Raw genomic sequence first — 19386 nt, forward strand, 5'->3', positions numbered from 1 at the left:
GTCGGGAGACACGCCTGAGACAGCGTCCAGGCGAAACCGGGAAAATGTCTTAGTTTTGCCCCACTCGCGGTAAAAAAGTGAGCTACATCACGCTTCACTGGCCTCGCGCGGGGCCTGGGCGTTGAGGAACGGCAGTAATAACAGGGCAGAGATGCCGGCGGCGATAGCAATAACAACGAAGAAACCGGTCCAGTGCCAGGTTTCCATCACCTGTGCCAGCGGCCAACCGGAAAGCGAGGCGCCGAGATAGGCAAACAGCCCCACAAACCCGGTCGCCGCGCCCGCCGCCTCTTTGTGCGAGCACTCCGCCGCCGCCATTCCGATCAGCATCTGCGGGCCAAAGACAAAGAATCCGGTAGTGAAAAAACAGGCAGCCTGCATCACGTAACTGGCAAACGGCATCAGCCACAGCGAGCCGACCGAAAGCAAAATCCCGGCGGCAAAAATCAGGTTCATCGGCCCACGGTTTCCGTTGAACAGTTTGTCCGACCCCCAGCCTGCCACCAGTGCGCCGATAAATCCGCCCAGTTCAAACATCGTCACCGCCATATTGGCAGCCACCAGATCGACGCCCAGCGTCTCGGACATATACAGATTGCCCCAGTCGTTGATGGCCGCACGCACCACGTATACCAGCACATAACAGAGCGACAATAGCCAAATGTAAGGGTTGAACAGCACGTATTTGGTGAGGATCTCTTTGCGGGTCAGTCCTGCGCCTTCCTGCTGCTGGGCGATTTCCAGCGCATCGTGCTGCCAGTCGCCTACCGGCGGTAATCCCACGGCCTGCGGACGGTCGCGCAGCCGCCAGCAGAGAAAAAACCCGACGACAATCGCCAGCGTTCCGGCCATCATCATCCCGGCACGCCAGCCATAGTGCAGCGCCACAGCGGCCATGACGATCGGGATCAGCGCGCCGCCAACGTTGTGCGCGGTATTCCAGATAGCCCACCAGCCACCGCGCTCGTTACGGGAATACCACGCCGTCAGCAGACGGGCGCACACCGGCGCGCCCCAGCCCTGGAAGAAGGCGTTCAGCGCCCACAGCAGGGCAAACGCCCAGAGCGAGGTGGAGAAACCAAACAGAATGTTGACGATACCGGTGGCAATCAGCCCGATCCCCATGAAATAGCGAGCGTTGGAACGATCGCTGACGATGCCGGAAACGAATTTCGACACGCCATAGGTGATGTAAAACAGCGTCGCCAGCAGGCCAATATCGCTACGGCTTAATACACCGCTGACGAGAATGTCCGGCACGGCAGCGTTAAAACTTTTACGGGTGAAGTAGAACAGGGCGTAGCCCAGCCAGATGGTCAGCAGGATATGACGACGCCAGTAGCGGTAGCGTTCGTCAATCTCGCGCTTGTCCGTTAACTGCGGCGCATTCGCCGGTGCTTTGAAGAAGGTCAGCATCGCCGCTCCTTAAACGTAACGCAGGGGCAACGAGACGCTAACTCGCGTACCGTGGGTGCAGGAAATCGTCAGTGAACCGCCGAGCGCCGTCACGCGCTCGCGCATCCCGGTCAGGCCAAACCCCTGCTGGCCGGAGCCCGGCGGCAAACCGCTACCGTCATCCTCAATTACCAGCATCAGCCGCTCGTCCTGCTGCCAGCCCTGCAGCGTCACCGCGCTGGCATTGGCGTGTTTCACAATATTGTTCAGCCCTTCCTGGCAGACGCGAAACAGGGTGACGCGCTGACTTTCGCTGAGCGCCGTCTCGTCGATTCGCCAGTCGAGATGGCTGACGATGCCGCGGCTTTCCAGCTCCATTTCCCGCATCAGCGAACGGATAGCGTGTTCCAGCGTTAAATCGTCCAGTTGGCGCGGACGCAGGCGTCCCAACAGGCGCCGCACGGAATCATAAACGCCAAGCGACAGCTGTTCGATAAGTTGACCGCTCTGCTTCACGCCGCCGTTTTCCACCGCCAGCCGCTGTACAATCCCGGCCTGGGTACGGATGGCGGTGATGGTCTGTCCGATATCATCGTGCAACTCACGCGCCACGTCGCGGCGCACACTCTCTTCGGTTTCCAGCAGGCGCTCCGCCAGCCGATGATTACGCGCCAGTTCGTTTTGCAGTGATTGATTCAACTCACGCAGACGCTGAATGCCTGCGCCAAGCAGTAGCCCGGTCAGGCTTTGCGCCAGCAGAGAGAGCAGTAAATCTACGGGATGATCGTGCCAGGTCTGGCTGGCAATTAGCGCAATGGCGTTCATCAGCGTTGCGATCAGTGCCCCCTGCCAGCCATAGTGCCAGGCCAGCGCGATAATAGGCAGTGCCAGACAGAAGGGGGTAAACCGCGAAAGCTCGGCGGGCAATCCCAACTGGAGCCACAGGCTGACGCTGAACAGCAGCAGATACCAGATCAGGTGCCGACCGCGCCAGTTCACCGGTTGCGACACCAGCGCCGGGCCCAGCGGCAACCAGGTGGTACTGGTCAGATAGTGCCAGAACACCAGGCAGATAGGCGCCAGCGTTAATCCGCCGGTCAGGGTCAGCAGCAGCGCATTCCACGCCGCTTCCCCCTGTCCCAGCCAGGGCAGCGACTGCAACAGCGCCGCCGCCGTCAACGCCGCCCCCTGAAGCAACAACGTCCGCCAGTCGCGCTGATGGCGATAGCGGGAGATCAGCGCCACGGGCAGCAGCGTCAGCAAACTGCCGATCATCAAAAGAGGCAGATGCGCCAACGCCACTTCCTGCGCCAGCCAGAAGGTGAGTAGCCATTCCGCGCCCAGCAAAACCGGCCAGTAGCCGCGCGGACATTGCAGCATCAGCCCCAGACGCAAACCAAACGGGAACAACAGTACCGCCAGTTCCGGGCGCTCAACCAGGTGCAGGCTGATGCTCCACAGACAAAACCAGGCGGCAGAGAAGATAAAAAAACAGGCGAGAACGGTGATTAACCGAGAGAACAGGGTTTTCATTACCAGCCGTCAAACATGCGCCGCGCCAGCTCAACGTCATTGCTGACACCCAGTTTTTCCATCAGGTTAGCGCGATGGACGTGCACCGTTTTCGGCGAGAGCCCCAGCTCGGCGGCGATCTCTTTCACCGCCATCCCCTGCGCCAGCTTTTCCGCCACCTGGCGCTCGCGTCGGGTCAGCGGATCCTGACGTCCGGCCGCCAGTTTGACGGCAATTTCTGGCGTCAGATAACAACCTCCGGTTGCCACCGTATGCACCGCCGCGATCAGTTCATCCGGACTACAGCGTTTAGAGAGAAAACCGCGCGCCCCGGCGTTCAATGCCTGTTCCACCAGCGCCGGGCTATCGTGAACAGAAAGCATGATGGTCGCCATCCCTTTCGGTAACTGGCTTAATAGCTCCAGCCCGGAGATGTCCGGCATTGAGATGTCGCAAATGCACACCTGAACGCCGCGTCCCGGTAATCCTGCCAGCGCCTCACGCCCCGAGCCAAACTCGGCAACAACCTGCAAATCCGCCTCCAGCCCCAGCAGTTGGGCAAAGCCGGAGCGAACGATAAGGTGGTCGTCTATAAGGGCAACGGTGATCATGGTTCTGTCCTGGCGCGTGCAACGGCCTGATGACGCTACGCTTATCCGGCCTACAGGCAGATACCGCTGTAGGCCGGATAAGGCGTTTACGCCGCCATCCGGCGAAAGCGCTTACCTTAACGATAAGCGCGTTGCTGTTCAAGCCTTGAGCGTTCAGGCGATGCCGGTGGTGACCGTAAATGTCCGGGTTTGCTGCGGTTGAACCTCAAGCAGCGTGCCGTTTCGCTGGGCGGCAAGAAATCCTTCCGGACGGCAGGTGGCAGGCAGGGCAAATGCCGCGACCTGCTGATCGCCGTTATACAGGATCCAGCGGGTTACGTAGTTGAGTTCCGAACTGGCGAAACGGGTAACAAACGTGGTGCCATCCGGGGCGATCATGCGGAATTCGGGTTTATCCGTATACCTGTCCAACTGGTCGGCAAAGAAGACGATTTCTGGATCGTAGAAGCTGGGTTCATTGAGCGTCGCCAGCGACGCTTCGCCTTGTAAGATCCGTTGATTAAATGCCAGCCACTGTTCGGTGGGTTTCACATGCGCCGGGACCGATTCGCGAAGCCGCAGCGCCTCATCCGGAATATTCTGGCTGAACGTCGCCTCTGGCACATATGCATAGTTCATGTGGCACATGTACTGCAGCGGCATCGCGACAGACGCGAGGTTAGTGACGGCCATCTGAATATCAAACAGCGCGCTCGCTTTATGCATCACCACCGCAGGCTGCGCCTGATAATGATGACCGAATCCCATCACATACTCGTAGCGTCCGGTCACGCGCAGGCTGTCGCCGTCCAGTTCCAGCCAGGCCTCGTCCATCGCAGCACAGGCCATTTCACCGTGTAACGGGTGAGTATCTTCCGGCGACGGGCAGCCATTGGCCAGCAGTCCTGAATGGAAAGCAAAACAGCCATAGGTCGCCACCACTTCCGCTGCGGGTTTCGGCTGGCGGAACATGTTGCGCATGGTCAGATCGTGGCCGTCAAACTGCGCGTCCCAGAGAATCTGCCCCATCCAGGGCAGAATCACCAGATGACCACGACTGTTCTGCACCTTCAGCCCTTCCACACCGCTGGCATAACGAAAGGCGGTAACCGTGAAATCACTGTTCTCCAGCAGGATTTGCGGATGTTCACTAAAGAGCGTCCGCCACAGCGTGATACGTGTTGTCATAATCGTTCTCCTCAGGAAGCGGTCGCTTCAGCCAGGCTGCGCACTTTGCTTTCGCGCCAGAAGTAGATCCCCACGTAAACGAAACACAGCATGGAGACAAGGAACGAGAGTTGCAGCGAGTGGAACATATCCGCCACATAACCCTGAATCGCCGGGACCACGGCGGCGCCAACGATGGCCATCACAATCACCGCGCCCGCCATTTCGGTATGTTCGTTATCCACCGTATCCAGCGTGCCGGCATAAATAGTCGCCCAGCAGGGACCAAACAGAATGCTCACCAGCACTGCGACGTACACGGCGCTAAAGCTCGGCGCCAGCGAAACATAGGCAAGGAACAGCGCGCCGATGACGGAGTAAAGAATCAGCACTTTTTCCGGGTTAAAGCGGGTCATCAGGATGTTGGCGATAAACTTACCGATAAAGAAGCAGGCAAAGCTATAGACCATGAAGTTAGAGGCATCACGCTCGTTGATATCGCCCAACTCCAGCGCCAGACGGATGGTGAATGACCACACGGCCACCTGCATCCCCACATACAGGAACTGCGCCACAATACCGCGGCGGAAACGGGCATTGCTGGCCAGATAGCGCAACGTGTCCATCGCCGACGGGCGTTTATGGTTGGCGGTTTGCGCCACTTTGCAGGTCGGGAAGCGGGTTAACAAAAACAGCACCATCACCACCACCAGAACCATAATCATGTACTTATACGGCTCAAGGGTGTTTTCCAGCATCAGCACTTTAAAGTTATGGATCTGCTCGGCATTCATTCCCGCCATCTGTTTTTCCAGGCTGTCGCCTTCGGAAAAGACCAGATATTTCCCCAGCAAAATGCCGGACGCCGCGCCAATCGGATAAAACGTCTGGCTGATATTCAGGCGTAAGGTGGCATAGGCTTTTGGGCCGATCATCGAACTGTAGGTGTTCGCTGCGGTTTCCAGGAAGCTCAGACCAATCGCAATCGCGAAGATCGCGGCAAGGAACATGGTGTAGGTCGCCATGTGCGAGGCCGGGAAAAAGAGCGTACAGCCGACAATGTACAGCGTCAGGCCGGTTAATATAGCCACTTTATAACTGGTTTTTTTAATCACCAGAGATGCCGGGATCGCAATTAAAAAATAACCGCCATAAAAGGCGCTCTGAACTAATGCTGAGGCAAAGTTACTGAGTGAAAATACACTTTTAAATTGCGTAATCAGAATATCATTTAATGCGGCTGCGCATCCCCATAACGGGAATAAACAGGATAACAAAATAAACTGGAACAGAGGGGTCTTATTCAGATACCCATCGGGCATCTGAATGATGTTTTTATCGTTCATAGTGCTACCTTTTACAGTGCAGAAGTATTATTCGTTTAGGGTAAGAAATTCATTAAATTGTTCGATACTCGGATAAGAGGATTGTGTGCCTTTCCCGGTCACGCTAAACGCAGCGAAAAGGACGGCTTTCTTCATTGCGGCTTCGACATCTCCGCTCTGAACGTAGTAATGGGCAAAGCAACCAATAAAGGCATCGCCTGCGCCACTGGTATCAACAGCATTAACGCGAAACGCCGGAACATGCACTTCCTGATCGCGCGTCATCCAAAGCGCACCTTTTTCACCCATGGTCACAATAATATTGTTTAACCCTTTATCCACCAGGGAACGGGCGGCGGTGCAAATATCATCATACGACTCCACTGGCATACCGGTTAATATTTCCAGTTCGGTTTCGTTCGGTACAAAGAAATCACATTTACAGGCATAGGACATATCTAATTCACGCAATGCCGGTGCGGGATTTAATAATACTTCGATGCCATGCTTTTTGCCGAACTCAATGGCGTGGTAAACCGTCTCCAGTTGAACTTCCAGTTGCAGAACAATAAGCTGACATTTTTTTAAATCTTCCGCTGCGCGGTCGATATCTTCCGGGGAGAGAAACTTGTTCGCCCCTTTAATAATAAGAATGCTGTTACTGGAGTTCGCATTCACAAAAATCGGTGCCACGCCGCTACTGGTGCACGGGACTTTTTCGACATAGGTGGTGTTGATGCCCCAGGATTCGAGATTGCGAATGGTGTTATCCGCAAAGATATCGTCGCCGACTTTGGTCAGCATCAGCACTTTGGAGTTGAGTTTCGCCGCCGCAACGGCCTGATTTGCGCCTTTACCACCGCAGCCGATTTTAAACGCCGGCGCTTCCAGGGTTTCGCCTTCTTTGGGCATCTGGTTGGTATAAGTGATGAGATCCACCATGTTGGAGCCAATAACCGCGATATCCATTTTACACCCTCTAAGAAACAATCACATAACAATGATAATAAAATAACATTATCATGTTACTTCCGTATCATTTGTGACTACGATCGCGATTGGAAGATCATTTCCTTGTTTATTTATTGCCCGCCTCATGATTCACTGTTACCTGTCAACAGCATCTAAACTGTTACAATTAACTGAAATTAAAACAGTTACAATCAAAAAAACGCGAACAAAGGCGCTTTTAATTCCCGCCAGCCAGACGTATAGTAATGCAGCAAGATGATGTTCCGAGAGACACAAAAATGTTACTCATGGAACATTCGCAACATGAATCGCGGAGAAGGTGAATGGAAACCAAACAAAAAGAACGTATTCGACGTCTGATGGAACTATTGAAGAAGACCGACCGCATCCATCTGAAAGACGCCGCACGGATGCTGGAGGTTTCCGTGATGACCATTCGCCGGGATCTCAGCCAGGATGACGAGCCGCTGCCCCTGACGCTGCTCGGCGGCTATATCGTGATGGTCAGCAAACCCACCGCGCCAGCTAACGTCCCCCAGCCAGCCAACAAGACCCATCATCGCGACGATTTACCCGTCGCTATCCTGGCGGCCGGTCTGGTGAGCGAAAACGATCTGATCTTTTTTGATAATGGTCCGGAGATGCCGTTGGTGATCGGTATGATCCCGGACGAGATCGCCTTTACCGGGATCTGCTACTCGCACCAGGTTTTTATCGCGCTCAATGAAAAGCCCAACGCCACGCCGATCCTCTGTGGTGGAACGTATCGGGCGAAGAGCGACGCATTTTACGATGCGAATAACCCATCACCGCTGGATTCCCTGAATCCGCGAAAAGTGTTTATCTCCGCCAGCGGCGTACACGAACACTTCGGCGTCAGTTGGTTTAACCCGGACGACCTCGCCACTAAGCGCAAAGCAATGGAGCGCGGACTGCGTAAAATTTTACTGACGCGTTACGCCCTGTTCGATGAGGTCGCCCCCGCCAGCATTGGTCCGCTTTCCACCTTTGATGTCCTGATATGCGATCGTCCGCTACCGGCAGATTATGCCACCCACTGCCGGAACGGTTCCGTCAAGGTGATCACCCCTGATTCAGACGGCGATTAAGTTACTCAAAGAACACGGCAATTTTGTTGAACATTGTGGGGTCTGACTGATTACGCACCACTCTCACCACATCTTCCAGCTTATCGATTTGGCTAATCATCTGCTCCAGACGCTGATCGTCGTTGACCAGTAGCCAGATACGGCTCTGGTCGCTGCTCTGAATCGGCAGACAGAGGATCCCCTCGACGTTAAATGCACGGCGGGCGAATAGCCCGCAAACGTGGGTCATCACGCCAGGGTGGTTGCGGACGGTGAGTTCCAGAATGACGTTCTCATGTGATTGTTTCTGCATGGTTTATTCCCCCACCATCTCAGTATTTGCCGCGCCTGGCGGTACCATTGGATACACTTTTTCTTCCGCATCAATGCGGACATGGATCAGCGCCGGCCCCGGTCGGCTGATGATCGCCTGCAATGCCGCCTGCGGGTCAGCTTCGTTATTCAGATCGCAGGTTTGCAAACCGAATCCGGCAGCAATCTGCATAAAGTTGATTGTCCCCGGATACGTCGCGGCAAAAACGCCCTGCTTATAGAACAGGCTCTGCTGCTGATGCACCAGCCCCAGCGCTTCGTTGTTCATCAGAATGATTTTCACATCCAGCTGATTTTCGCTGGCGGTCGCCATCTCCTGAATGTTCATCATCAGACTGCCGTCGCCGGAGAAACACAGCACTTTCTTATCCGGGTTCGCCAGCGCTGCGCCAATCGCTGCCGGCAGACCAAATCCCATGGTGCCCAGACCGCCAGAAGTCAGCCACTGGCGAGGACGGTTCAGCGGATAGGCCTGCGCTGCCCACATCTGATGCTGGCCCACGTCGGTAGTGATAATCGCATTATCATCCACGCAGGCCGCTACCGCGTTGATCAGGCCGTAGTGGCACAGCGGGTCGCTCTCCTGCGGGATAGCGCACGGGAATTCACGTTGCAGATCGCTGACCAACTGGTGCCACTCAGCGCGCGGGTTTGCGTCGATTTGTGGAATCAACTGGGCCAGTACCTCATCCACATCAGCCTGAATAGCGATGTGCGACTGCTTAATTTTGCCCAGCTCCGCACGGTCAATATCGACATGGATAATTTTGGCATTCGGGCAGAACTGCTCGGTTTTGCCAATCGCCCGGTCATCAAAACGCGCGCCCAGCACCACCAGCAGATCCGCCTCTTGCAGGATGAAGTTAGTGCTGCGCGCACCGTGCATCCCCAACATGCCTAACGACAGCGGATGCGCCTTCGGCAGCATTCCCAGCGCCATCAGCGTCATGGTGGTAGGCAACTGCGCCTTTTCCGCCAGCTCACGCACCCGCTGCGGCGCATTAATCACCCCGCCGCCGAGGTACAGCACCGGACGCTGTGCGGCGTTAATCATCTCGGCCGCTTCACGAATGCTCTCTGCGCTGAATTCCGGCGTCGCCATTTTCTGTGCCGGTTCTGGCATCTCATCAATCTCGAGAACCGCCATCTGGATATCCTTAGGTATGTCTATCCACACCGGGCCAGGACGTCCGGATTGCGCGAGACGAAATGCGTCGCTCATCACCTGCGGGAGTTCATCGATATGTCTGACCAGATAGTTATGTTTAGTGATGGGGATAGAGATGCCGTAGGTGTCCACTTCCTGGAAGGCGTCGGTGCCGATCATTGAGGCCGGAACCTGCCCGGTGATACACACCATGGGGATAGAATCCAGCCGCGCATCGGCGATGGCGGTCACCAGATTGGTTGCGCCCGGCCCGCTACAGGCCATGCACACCGCCGGTTTACCGTCGGTTCGCGCCATACCCTGCGCAATGAACCCCGCACCCTGCTCGTGGCGCGCCAGAATATGGCGAATTTGCGTGCTCTGACTTAAGGCATCATAGACGGGAAGAATCGATCCACCCGGAATGCCAGTGACAATCTTAATGCCCTGACGTTCCAGAAAATGAACGATAAATTCAGCGCCGGTAAAACGCGTACGCTGGGATGTTGATGTTGTGCCCGAACTTGCCATACTCCAGTCCTTTTGTTCTGGGCCGACGCTCCGGGCAGGTCTCTTAAACGAAAAACCCCGCCCGGTTTGCGCCGGCGGGGTTTTGGAATCGTGTGTTGTTCCGGACCCTACGGCGCATTGCCGACGACCACCACCACACGCACGACGACCGCTGCGCAAGATGGCGCAGTTTTTAGTAGGGTCGACGTCAGCATGGAAGAGTTCATTAGGGACCTTGTCTGTTTAATGATTAACAGGATTTATACAAGCACAGCTTTCATAAGCTGACAACGGAAAAATTTTCATCTGCGTAAAAATGCGTCGACGATCACGTTTCACCAGGAAAAAGCGACCAAAACAAAAAACCCCGCCGGAGCGAGGTTTTTTCAGCGTTATGCGGTTGGTAGTCGCAAAGCACACTGTGTTATGTCAACAGCAAAAGTATACGCGTTCTGCGAAGAACACGCAATTTCGGCACGGATTTTGACGCTTTTGAGTATGGATCAGAAGTTCGGCATTGTCCATAAATACCTGTTCATTTATACAGTGTTTATCTATAATGTCTCAGTACGCAATGTGTTAGGTGGGGCCGCATCGTAAACCGGCGCAACAAAGTCCTGGCTGAAACGGGTGGTGCCGTCAGCGCCTTAACCCCCCCGGTGAGCACACTGTGTTATGTCAACGAAGGTGCTGGTAACAGGCGGCGGAAAGGTACGTCAGCACCGTGCTCCTTTGCCAAAAGGAGACGCGTATGAGCCTCGTGGATATCGTTATTCTTATCCTGAAACTCATCGTTGCAGCCATGCAACTGCTTGATGCTGTTCTGAAATACCTGAAGTAATTCAGAGTCAAGTCGCACCAAAGGGGAGCGGGCAACCGCTCCCCTTTTACATCGACTGATGCTTGCGCGGTGATGATATGTTACATTTTTATGACATTTCCTGGTGACGTTTACGCTATGACCCTTTCCGTTTTCTGCATCTTGCTGTTCGCCGCGCTGCTGCACGCCAGCTGGAACGCCATTGTGAAAGCCGGAAACGACAAGCTCTACGCTGCCATTAGCGTCAGCGGTTCCGCCGCCATCATGGCGCTCCTGTGCCTGCCCTTTGCACCACAACCCTCGACCGCCAGCATCCCGTTTTTAGCCGCCTCGACCGCATTACAGGTGGTCTACACCGTGCTGGTCGCCAGAACCTATACCGTCTCCGATATGAGTCAGACCTATCCGCTGATGCGCGGGACGGCGCCGCTGCTGGTGGCTATCATCAGCGTACTGTTTCTTGGCGATAGCCTGTCCACGCTGGCCTGGACGGGAATTGCAGTGATCTGCGCCGCCATCCTCGGTATGGCTTTTAACGGTCAGGCCCGTTCGCAGCAGGGTATTGTGCTCGCCCTGATTAACGCCTGTTTTATCGCCGGGTATACGCTGGTCGACGGCACCGGCGTCAGACTGTCGGAAACCGCGCTGGGATACACGCTCTGGACCTTCTTTTTGAACGGCTCCTGCCTGCTGGGATGGGCGATGGTGGCCCGTCGCCGGGAAGCATTGCGCTATCTGACGCAGCACTGGAAAAAGGGAATTTTTGGCGGCATTGCCACAATGGGCTCTTACGGACTGGCGCTCTGGGCGATGACCCTCGCGCCGCTGGCGGTGGTCGCTGCACTGCGTGAAACCTCAATCCTGTTCGGCGCGCTTATCGCCTGGCTGCTGCTGAAAGAACGGGTCGCAGGATTGCGCCTCGTGGCTGCTGGCGGGATTGCGGCAGGCGCGATACTGCTGCGTTTGTCCTAGAACACACTCTCGGCAACATTTGTTGCCGCTTTTTGTTTACATATCCTGCCGTTCAGCCCTTTTCCATTCCCGCCTGCCATCTGGCCTTCTTTTTTTAGTGTGGTAGATTTCACTCGCATTTATGGGAATGCGCAGCACCTTATTCTTATTTTTTCTCTTTTTAAAAAGTATTCAGCGAAATGAAAAGGCAGAGAAACGTCAATTTGTTGTTGATGTTGGTATTACTTGTGGCTGTGGGTCAGATGGCGCAAACCATTTATATCCCTGCCATTGCCGACATGGCACGCGAGCTAAACGTTCGCGAAGGGGCCGTGCAAAGCGTGATGGCAGCCTATCTGCTGACCTATGGCGTATCGCAACTGTTTTATGGCCCGCTTTCCGACCGCGTCGGACGCCGTCCGGTGATCCTCGTCGGGATGTCGATTTTTATGCTCGCCACGCTGGTCGCCATTACGACTCACAGCCTGACGGTGCTGATCGCCGCCAGCGCATTGCAGGGGATGGGGACCGGTGTCGGCGGGGTGATGGCGCGAACCTTGCCGCGCGATCTGTACGAAGGCACACAGCTGCGCCACGCCAACAGCATGCTGAATATGGGTATCCTGGTCAGTCCGCTGCTGGCACCGCTGATTGGCGGGCTGCTGGATACGATGTGGAACTGGCGCGCCTGTTACGTTTTCCTGCTCGTGCTCTGTGCGGGGGTCACCTTCAGCATGGCGCGCTGGATGCCGGAAACACGTCCCACTGGCGCACCGCGCACGCGGCTGATGACCAGCTATAAAACCTTGTTTGGTCACAGCGCCTTTAACTGTTATCTGCTGATGCTGATTGGCGGACTGGCCGGTATCGCTGTATTCGAAGCCTGTTCCGGTGTGCTGATGGGCGCGGTGTTAGGACTGAGCAGCATGGTGGTGAGTATCCTGTTTATCCTGCCGATCCCGGCGGCGTTTTTCGGTGCATGGTTTGCCGGTCGCCCGAATAAACGCTTCTCTACGCTGATGTGGCAGTCAGTGGTGAGCTGTCTGCTGGCAGGGCTGATGATGTGGATCCCCGGCTGGTTCGGCGTGATGAACGTCTGGACGCTGCTGATCCCCGCCGCGCTGTTCTTCTTCGGCGCCGGGATGCTGTTCCCGCTGGCGACCAGCGGCGCGATGGAACCCTTTCCGTTCCTCGCCGGTACAGCGGGCGCGCTGGTGGGCGGTCTGCAAAATATTGGTTCCGGCGTACTGGCATGGCTTTCCGCTATGCTGCCGCAGACCGGGCAGGGCAGTCTCGGCCTGCTGATGACGCTTATGGGACTGCTGATTTTACTGTGCTGGTTGCCGCTGGCGGCGCGCTTTTCACACCAGGGGCAGGCGATTTAATGACCGTATGGCCGGGCGTTTCGCAGTCCGGCGCAATCATCGCCATTAACAGCGGCTCGAGCGCGGGCCGCCACGCGCCTTCCTCCCCATCGTAAAACTGCGTATCGGCGTTGATCGCGTAGGGAATTTTCGCCTTCTTCAGCTCACATGCCATGAACGTGGCAAAAGCGAGCTGTGAAGAGGACGGAGGATTCTTGCTGGTTTCTCCCGTGGCCCATCCGCCAACCCAACTGACATGCCCGCTTTTTTGCTGCCAGTGCACAGCAGTGTTGATGCGCGCGCGAATCGCCGCTTTCTCTGCAGCCGTACCCGACGTCCAGGGGTATTTGCCGTTATTTTTCACCGGCCCCCACGGGAAGATATGCCATTGCGCCAGGACATAGCTCTGACTCTGCGGTGGCAGCCTGAGACTGGGCAGATCTTCCGGTGCAGCACGCAGACGAGGCGCGACAAAAATCATCCGTTGCGGGTCGATGGCGTGGATAGTACGAATGGTTTTGTCATACACCCGGTTCAGGGACGTCAGATTATGATTCAGCTTACCGGCCGGTTCGTAAATCAGATCAAACCCCAGCAGCGGCGCGCTGTGGGCAAAATAGTGCGCCACCGCGACCCACCAGTTGATCACCTCTTTTTCATTGCTCGCACTGGGGTCATTTTTGTACTCGTCCGCCTGAAAAGCGATAATCGGGATCACGCCATACTGCTCGCAGGCCTCCACCAGCTTGCGCAGATGAATAAGCCGCGCCTCCGTGGGTTCTCCGCTTACCCGAATACGCACATGAGCGATCCCTTTCGCCTTGAAGTCCCGCACCACCAGCGGGTCGAACTCCCGGATACCTTGTTCAGTGCGCGCCCAGTCGACGTCCATTCCCACACCAAGTTGCTGCGCATAATGTGCCGCCGTCAGCGGCGATTGTGCTGCCCCAAGGGCGAAACTGACAAACACAAAGAGCGAGACAAGTGGTTTAATCACGATGACCCTCAGCAATTTTGCAGGCGCAATATCACGTATTTAGCACGCTTTTTTATTTACCGTGTAGCAGTTTCGCTTCTCGAAAACGACTTCGCCTGCTCATGCAGCCAGTTGATAAAGGCCTCAATTTTCGGCCATTGCCTGCCGGGTAACGTCGTCATGTAGTAATGCTGGTGACAGGTCAGCGCCATCTCACCAAAAGGCGCGACCAGCTCACCGCTCTCCAGTCGCTTTTGTACCAGCCGTCTGCGTCCCATCGCCACGCCGATATGGTTCATGGCAGCAATCACCGCTAAATCTGAACGATCAAAGCCAATTCCCGACGATGTCGGCAGATTCACTGCAAAATGTTGCGCCCAGCTATGCCACTCGTCGGTCCCTGAATCATTGCTCCAGGCCTGACGATCGTGCAACAGCGTACAATGTGGCAGATTCACCAGAGAACCCATTAAATCAAAGCGTTGAGCATAATCCGGACTACAGACGGGAAGAATCGCCTCGTCCATTAAGAAGTGATGCTCCAGTTGGGCGGAAGGCGCATCGTCAAAGTAGAGCGCCAGATCGACCCCGGCGCGCTGCAGGTTCACATTGTCGTTACCCGTTAATATGGTGAGCGAAATCGACGGATAGCGGCGGGTAAAGTCACCCAGCGCAGGCACCAGCCAGCACTGCGCGATAGACGGGCGAGAATAGACGGTCAGCGTCCCGGAAAGCTCCTGATTTTTGATATCGAGGATCTCCTGGTTCAGCGTATCCAGCGACGATTTCAGCGCCCAGAACACCCGTTTACCTTCATGGGTGAGTTCCACTTTGCGGTGCGAGCGCACGAAAAGCTGGATCCCCAACTCCTCTTCCAGTTGGTTAATGCGGTGGCTGATGGCACTGGGGCTCAGCGATAACTCGTCTGCGGCCATCGCAAACGACTGATGCCGGGCCGCCACTTCAAATGTGTACAGTTTGGATAATTGCCAGCCGTTCAGGAGGTGGTTTCTGACTTCGCGAAGGGGTTCCATGAGTACCTCGGTGACTTCAGCTTCAGTCCGGCGAAGTGTAAAAAAAACCGCAGAAAAAATCAGCACAAAGATGAATGAGAGTGAACCATATCGCAAAATTGCGCGATTGTTCGATGCAAATCACCTCTTTGATTCAATCTGATTCATGTGAACGAGGATTTATATCGTTTGTCAGCCCACGCCGAATTTTTGTCCAATAGGGGCAGGTAAATCACAGGGCAAGGTGAGATATGCACTCTCAAATCTGGGTTGTGAGCACGCTGCTAATTAGCATTGTGTTAATTGTACTGACCATCGTGAAATTCAAATTCCACCCGTTCCTGGCGCTGCTGCTCGCCAGTTTCTTTGTCGGGACCATGATGGGCATGGGGCCGCTGGACATGGTCAATGCCATCGAAAGCGGGATCGGCGGTACGCTCGGCTTCCTCGCCGCGGTCATCGGTCTGGGTACCATTCTCGGTAAAATGATGGAGGTTTCCGGCGCGGCGGAACGCATCGGCTTAACGCTACAGCGCTGCCGCTGGCTCTCCGCTGACGTCATTATGGTGCTGGTGGGGTTGATTTGCGGGATTACGCTGTTCGTTGAAGTTGGCGTGGTGCTGTTAATTCCCCTGGCGTTCTCCATCGCGAAAAAAACCAACACCTCCCTGCTGAAACTGGCTATCCCACTGTGTACCGCGCTAATGGCCGTTCACTGCGTCGTGCCGCCGCACCCGGCCGCGCTGTTTGTTGCCAATAAACTGGGTGCGGATATTGGTTCGGTGATCGTCTACGGCCTGCTGGTTGGCCTGATGGCCTCACTGATAGGCGGCCCGCTGTTCCTGAAATTTCTCGGTAATCGCCTGCCGTTCAAACCGGTTCCCGCTGAGTTTGCAGACCTCAAAGTACGCGAGGAGAGCACACTGCCGTCGCTGGGTGCAACGCTGTTTACCGTCCTGCTGCCGATTGGTTTGATGCTGGTGAAAACCGTGGCTGAACTGAACATGACCAAAGGCAGCACGCTGTACACCCTGCTGGAATTTATCGGCAACCCGATCACTGCCATGTTTATCGCCGTCTTTGTGGCGTATTACATTCTCGGTCTGCGCCAGCATATTGGCATGAGCGCACTGCTCACCCATACCGAAAACGGTTTTGGTTCCATCGCCAATATTCTGTTGATTATCGGGGCGGGCGGCGCGTTCAACGCCATCCTCAAGAGCAGCGGTCTGGCAGACACGCTGGCAGTGATCCTCTCCAACATGGATATGCACCCTATCCTGCTGGCCTGGCTGGTCGCGCTGATTCTGCACGCGGCGGTCGGCTCTGCCACGGTGGCGATGATGGGCGCCACGGCGATTGTCGCGCCGATGCTGCCAATGTATCCCAACGTCAGTCCGGAGATCATCGCCATTGCCATCGGTTCTGGTGCCATTGGCTGCACGATCGTTACCGACTCCCTCTTCTGGCTGGTTAAGCAGTACTGCGGCGCTACCCTGAATGAGACGTTCAAATACTATACGACCGCGACATTTATCGCCTCGGTTATTGCACTGGCTTGCACATTCCTGCTTTCCTTTATCATCTAAGCGCAAAGAGACGTCCTATGGAAAACATACAAAAACTTATCGCCCAGTATCCTTTGGTGGAGGATCTGGTGGCTCTGCGAGAAACGACCTGGTTCAACCCGGGAACCACCTCTCTGGCGGAAGGTTTACCTTATGTGGGGCTGACGGAACAAGACGTTAAGGGTGCCCACGCCCGTCTGGCGCGCTTCGCACCGTATCTGGCCAAAGCCTTCCCGGAAACCGCAGCAACCGGGGGGATCATTGAATCTGAGGTCGTCGCCATTCCGGCCATGCAACAACGTCTGGAAAAACAGTACGGACAGAAAATCAGCGGGGAAATCCTGCTGAAAAAAGACAGCCATTTGCCGATTTCCGGCTCGATTAAAGCGCGCGGCGGCATTTATGAAGTCCTGACGCACGCCGAAAAACTGGCGCGGGAAGCCGGTATGCTGACCCCCGAAGAGGACTACAGCGTTCTGCTTTCTCCGAAATTCAAGGCCTTCTTTAGCCAGTACAGTATCGCTGTGGGTTCAACCGGCAACCTTGGGCTGTCTATCGGTATTATGAGCGCCCGCATTGGCTTTAACGTCACGGTGCATATGTCTGCTGATGCCCGTGCGTGGAAAAAAGCCAAACTGCGCAGCCACGGCGTTACGGTTGTTGAGTACGAAGAAGATTATGGCGTGGCGGTTGAGCAAGGCCGCAAGGCTGCGCAGTCCGATCCGAACTGCTTCTTTATCGACGATGAAAACTCCCGCACGCTGTTTTTAGGTTATGCGGTTGCCGGGCAGCGTCTGAAAGCGCAATTCGAACAGCAAGGCCGCGTGGTGGATGCCGATCACCCGCTGTTTGTTTATCTGCCGTGCGGAGTGGGCGGTGGCCCCGGCGGGGTAGCGTTTGGTCTGAAACTGGCATTTGGCGATAACGTGCACTGCTTCTTCGCTGAACCGACCCATTCTCCGTGCATGCTGCTGGGCGTGTACACCGGGCTGCACGATGAGATCGCCGTACAGGACATCGGTATTGATAACCTGACGGCAGCAGATGGTCTGGCGGTCGGACGTGCATCAGGTTTTGTCGGCAGAGCGATGGAACGTCTGCTCGACGGGTTGTATACCTTAAGCGATCGGTCTATGTACGACATGCTGGGCTGGCTGGCGCAGGAGGAGAACATTCGTCTGGAACCGTCAGCCCTGGCGGGAATGGCCGGGCCTCAGCGCGTCTGCGCATCCGCTGACTATCAGCAGATGCAGGGCATCAGCGCTGAGCAACTCAATAATGCCACGCACCTGGTCTGGGCAACGGGCGGCGGCATGGTGCCAGAAGCAGAAATGGCGCAATACCTGGCGAAAGGGCACTAACGTCCTGTGCGCAGCATCGCCATCAGCTCCGTCGGTGAGCGATGCTGCCTGATCAGATCGCGCATCACGCGCATGTGCGGCGCGGTATAATCGATAAATGCACGGTATCCTGCGCACAGCACGCTTTTCCCACTCTCATCCCGATGTTTTGGACAGTCACCATGACAAAAGCGCAATACAGTACAGCGCTGACAATCAGGGCTGACTGCCATTTTTTCCTCATGGCGTGAATACCCACACCACTCATTCAGCACGACATCAAAAAGCCGAACATGTACACGTCCAATATCTTCACGCACCCAGATATCAAATACAGCAGTGAGAAATGTTCCCCACACCTGTGGCTCCACCGATTCTACCGTCAGTATGCCGTGTTCATCTCGCTCCATGAGTGGAATAAACTGCAGCAGAGAAGCACCGCTCTGGCGAAGTTGCTGATACAACAGTTCAGGCCATCGGCTGTTCTGACGATTCACCGTCACAGACAGGTAAGCGGTATCATTGTAGAAGCAGTGACGACAATCCAGGTTACAACGTGAACTGGCCGGTTTGGCCATGACCTGACATCCTGTCATGCAAAATTTCCGATCAAGAGGATAAGTTGGCGAACGTGCGTTACAGCAAACAGTATTGCGAGAGATAACACCGCGAGGGAGATCATAAATTTGTCACGAACCGCGCGAGATTGGGAAAAATCAAGAAGCGAGACATCCATCAGATTACGCTTGCGGGTATAGCGCCAGAGAATGAGGCCCACGATGGCCAGCACCACAATAGAGACCCAGAACAGGAATCCCGCCTGATGCCAGTGATGTTTCACCGCCAGCGCCATCAGCGCGCCATAGCCCAGCAGTGTGCGAAACCATGCCAGCGATGTGCGTTCCGGTTGCAGCCCCGGATCGGTCATGCGACGGGCCTTACGGCTATCCGGCATACAGCACCAGCGCCATCACGACGATCGCCACCATTGTCAAAATTAGACTGATAACCAGCAGACTGCGGGTATAAGGTAAATCTTCCTTCAGCCGCATCGCCTTTTCATTGCGTAACCAGCGCAGATAACCGTAAATCGCCAGGCCGCCAGCGAACAGACAAAGCAGCAGCGCCAACAGTTCGCGGATCACCGGCGTGGCGAAGCCCGGCGCCAGTTGGTCAAGCCCGACGCCTGCGGCCAGAAAACCCAGCGCAGTACGAATCCACGCCAGATAGGTACGCTCGTTTGCCAGCGAGAAACGGTAATCCGGTGATTCTCCGAGGCGAGAAAGTTTCATGAATATTCCTTGTCGGGCTGCAG

20 protein-coding genes are annotated in these 19386 nt (G+C 55.6%); 6 read left to right on the forward strand and 14 right to left on the reverse strand.

The genetic code is table 11. The features are described 5' to 3' along the window. Positions 1 to 87 precede the first annotated feature (87 nt). From OGY35_RS08580 to rbsK, 6 genes are all read right to left on the reverse strand, one after another. The gene (locus tag OGY35_RS08580; protein ID WP_178826599.1) at positions 88 to 1416 is read right to left on the reverse strand and encodes an MFS transporter; all 1329 of its coding nucleotides are present in this window, start codon (positions 1414 to 1416) and stop codon (positions 88 to 90) included. A 9-nt stretch (positions 1417 to 1425) separates the two neighbouring features. Continuing rightward, on the reverse strand, positions 1426 to 2928 hold the full coding sequence (uhpB, locus tag OGY35_RS08585; protein ID WP_152400748.1) for a signal transduction histidine-protein kinase/phosphatase UhpB: 1503 nt from the start codon (positions 2926 to 2928) through the stop codon (positions 1426 to 1428). Further along, entirely contained in the window at positions 2928 to 3518 is a 591-nt protein-coding gene (gene uhpA / locus OGY35_RS08590) for a response regulator transcription factor UhpA (protein WP_152400750.1), read from the reverse strand. The genes uhpB and uhpA overlap by 1 nt, the downstream gene beginning before the upstream one ends. Positions 3519 to 3671: 153 nt before the next feature. Then, positions 3672 to 4685: an aldose 1-epimerase family protein gene (locus tag OGY35_RS08595; protein ID WP_178825757.1), complete on the reverse strand. Its 1014-nt coding sequence runs from the start codon at positions 4683 to 4685 to the stop codon at positions 3672 to 3674. Between the two features lie 11 nt (positions 4686 to 4696). Further along, positions 4697 to 6010: an L-fucose:H+ symporter permease gene (gene fucP, locus OGY35_RS08600; RefSeq protein ID WP_152400754.1), complete on the reverse strand. Its 1314-nt coding sequence runs from the start codon at positions 6008 to 6010 to the stop codon at positions 4697 to 4699. Positions 6011 to 6037: 27 nt separating this feature from the next. Beyond that, entirely contained in the window at positions 6038 to 6958 is a 921-nt protein-coding gene (rbsK, locus tag OGY35_RS08605; protein WP_178825759.1) for a ribokinase, read from the reverse strand. Positions 6959 to 7284: 326 nt separating this feature from the next. On the opposite strand from rbsK, the gene OGY35_RS08610 reads away from it, so the two are divergent. Continuing rightward, complete coding sequence (locus OGY35_RS08610; RefSeq protein WP_152400758.1) at positions 7285 to 8070, forward strand: DeoR family transcriptional regulator; 786 nt, start codon at positions 7285 to 7287, stop codon at positions 8068 to 8070. Between the two features lies 1 nt (position 8071). Here OGY35_RS08610 and ilvN read toward each other — a convergent pair whose 3' ends face one another. From ilvN to ivbL, 3 genes are all read right to left on the reverse strand, one after another. Further along, positions 8072 to 8362 carry an acetolactate synthase small subunit gene (gene ilvN / locus OGY35_RS08615; RefSeq protein ID WP_152400761.1) on the reverse strand — a complete coding sequence of 97 codons (291 nt, stop codon included), beginning with the start codon at positions 8360 to 8362 and terminating at the stop codon, positions 8072 to 8074. 3 nt (positions 8363 to 8365) lie between these two features. Next, entirely contained in the window at positions 8366 to 10060 is a 1695-nt protein-coding gene (ilvB, locus tag OGY35_RS08620; protein WP_286632015.1) for an acetolactate synthase large subunit, read from the reverse strand. Between the two features lie 107 nt (positions 10061 to 10167). After that, positions 10168 to 10266 carry an ilvB operon leader peptide IvbL gene (ivbL, locus tag OGY35_RS08625; protein WP_125369117.1) on the reverse strand — a complete coding sequence of 33 codons (99 nt, stop codon included), beginning with the start codon at positions 10264 to 10266 and terminating at the stop codon, positions 10168 to 10170. A gap of 524 nt (positions 10267 to 10790) precedes the next feature. On the opposite strand from ivbL, the gene tisB reads away from it, so the two are divergent. From tisB to emrD, 3 genes are all read left to right on the forward strand, one after another. Then, complete coding sequence (tisB, locus tag OGY35_RS08630) at positions 10791 to 10880, forward strand: type I toxin-antitoxin system toxin TisB (RefSeq protein WP_152400764.1); 90 nt, start codon at positions 10791 to 10793, stop codon at positions 10878 to 10880. 117 nt (positions 10881 to 10997) lie between these two features. After that, positions 10998 to 11831, forward strand: coding sequence for an EamA family transporter (locus OGY35_RS08635; RefSeq protein ID WP_286632017.1), 834 nt, complete (start codon positions 10998 to 11000; stop codon positions 11829 to 11831). 179 nt (positions 11832 to 12010) lie between these two features. Continuing rightward, positions 12011 to 13195: a multidrug efflux MFS transporter EmrD gene (emrD, locus tag OGY35_RS08640; protein ID WP_042323482.1), complete on the forward strand. Its 1185-nt coding sequence runs from the start codon at positions 12011 to 12013 to the stop codon at positions 13193 to 13195. Here the strand turns inward: emrD and OGY35_RS08645 are convergent. Then, complete coding sequence (locus tag OGY35_RS08645) at positions 13122 to 14171, reverse strand: cellulase family glycosylhydrolase (protein WP_286632018.1); 1050 nt, start codon at positions 14169 to 14171, stop codon at positions 13122 to 13124. The genes emrD and OGY35_RS08645 overlap by 74 nt on opposite strands. Positions 14172 to 14227: 56 nt before the next feature. Then, complete coding sequence (gene dsdC / locus OGY35_RS08650) at positions 14228 to 15184, reverse strand: DNA-binding transcriptional regulator DsdC (protein WP_152400772.1); 957 nt, start codon at positions 15182 to 15184, stop codon at positions 14228 to 14230. Positions 15185 to 15414: 230 nt separating this feature from the next. On the opposite strand from dsdC, the gene dsdX reads away from it, so the two are divergent. Then, on the forward strand, positions 15415 to 16752 hold the full coding sequence (gene dsdX, locus OGY35_RS08655; RefSeq protein ID WP_152400774.1) for a D-serine transporter DsdX: 1338 nt from the start codon (positions 15415 to 15417) through the stop codon (positions 16750 to 16752). Between the two features lie 17 nt (positions 16753 to 16769). Next, positions 16770 to 18092 (forward strand): D-serine ammonia-lyase, encoded by a 1323-nt coding sequence (gene dsdA, locus OGY35_RS08660; RefSeq protein ID WP_286632019.1) that lies wholly within the window; start codon positions 16770 to 16772, stop codon positions 18090 to 18092. On the opposite strand, the gene OGY35_RS08665 is transcribed toward dsdA, so the two are convergent. Genes OGY35_RS08665 through OGY35_RS08675 form a run of 3 tightly spaced genes read right to left on the reverse strand, consistent with a single transcriptional unit; the run spans position 18089 to position 19363 of the window. Continuing rightward, positions 18089 to 18649 (reverse strand): radical SAM protein, encoded by a 561-nt coding sequence (locus tag OGY35_RS08665; protein ID WP_286632021.1) that lies wholly within the window; start codon positions 18647 to 18649, stop codon positions 18089 to 18091. The two genes, dsdA and OGY35_RS08665, sit on opposite strands and share 4 nt — an antisense overlap. A gap of 14 nt (positions 18650 to 18663) precedes the next feature. Beyond that, complete coding sequence (locus OGY35_RS08670; protein WP_286632030.1) at positions 18664 to 19026, reverse strand: DUF202 domain-containing protein; 363 nt, start codon at positions 19024 to 19026, stop codon at positions 18664 to 18666. Further along, positions 19016 to 19363, reverse strand: coding sequence for a YidH family protein (locus OGY35_RS08675; protein ID WP_286632031.1), 348 nt, complete (start codon positions 19361 to 19363; stop codon positions 19016 to 19018). The genes OGY35_RS08670 and OGY35_RS08675 overlap by 11 nt, the downstream gene beginning before the upstream one ends. Positions 19364 to 19386: the final 23 nt, after the last annotated feature.

Source organism: Citrobacter sp. Ct235 (assembly GCF_030332305.1).
GTDB lineage: Bacteria > Pseudomonadota > Gammaproteobacteria > Enterobacterales > Enterobacteriaceae > Citrobacter_A > Citrobacter_A telavivensis.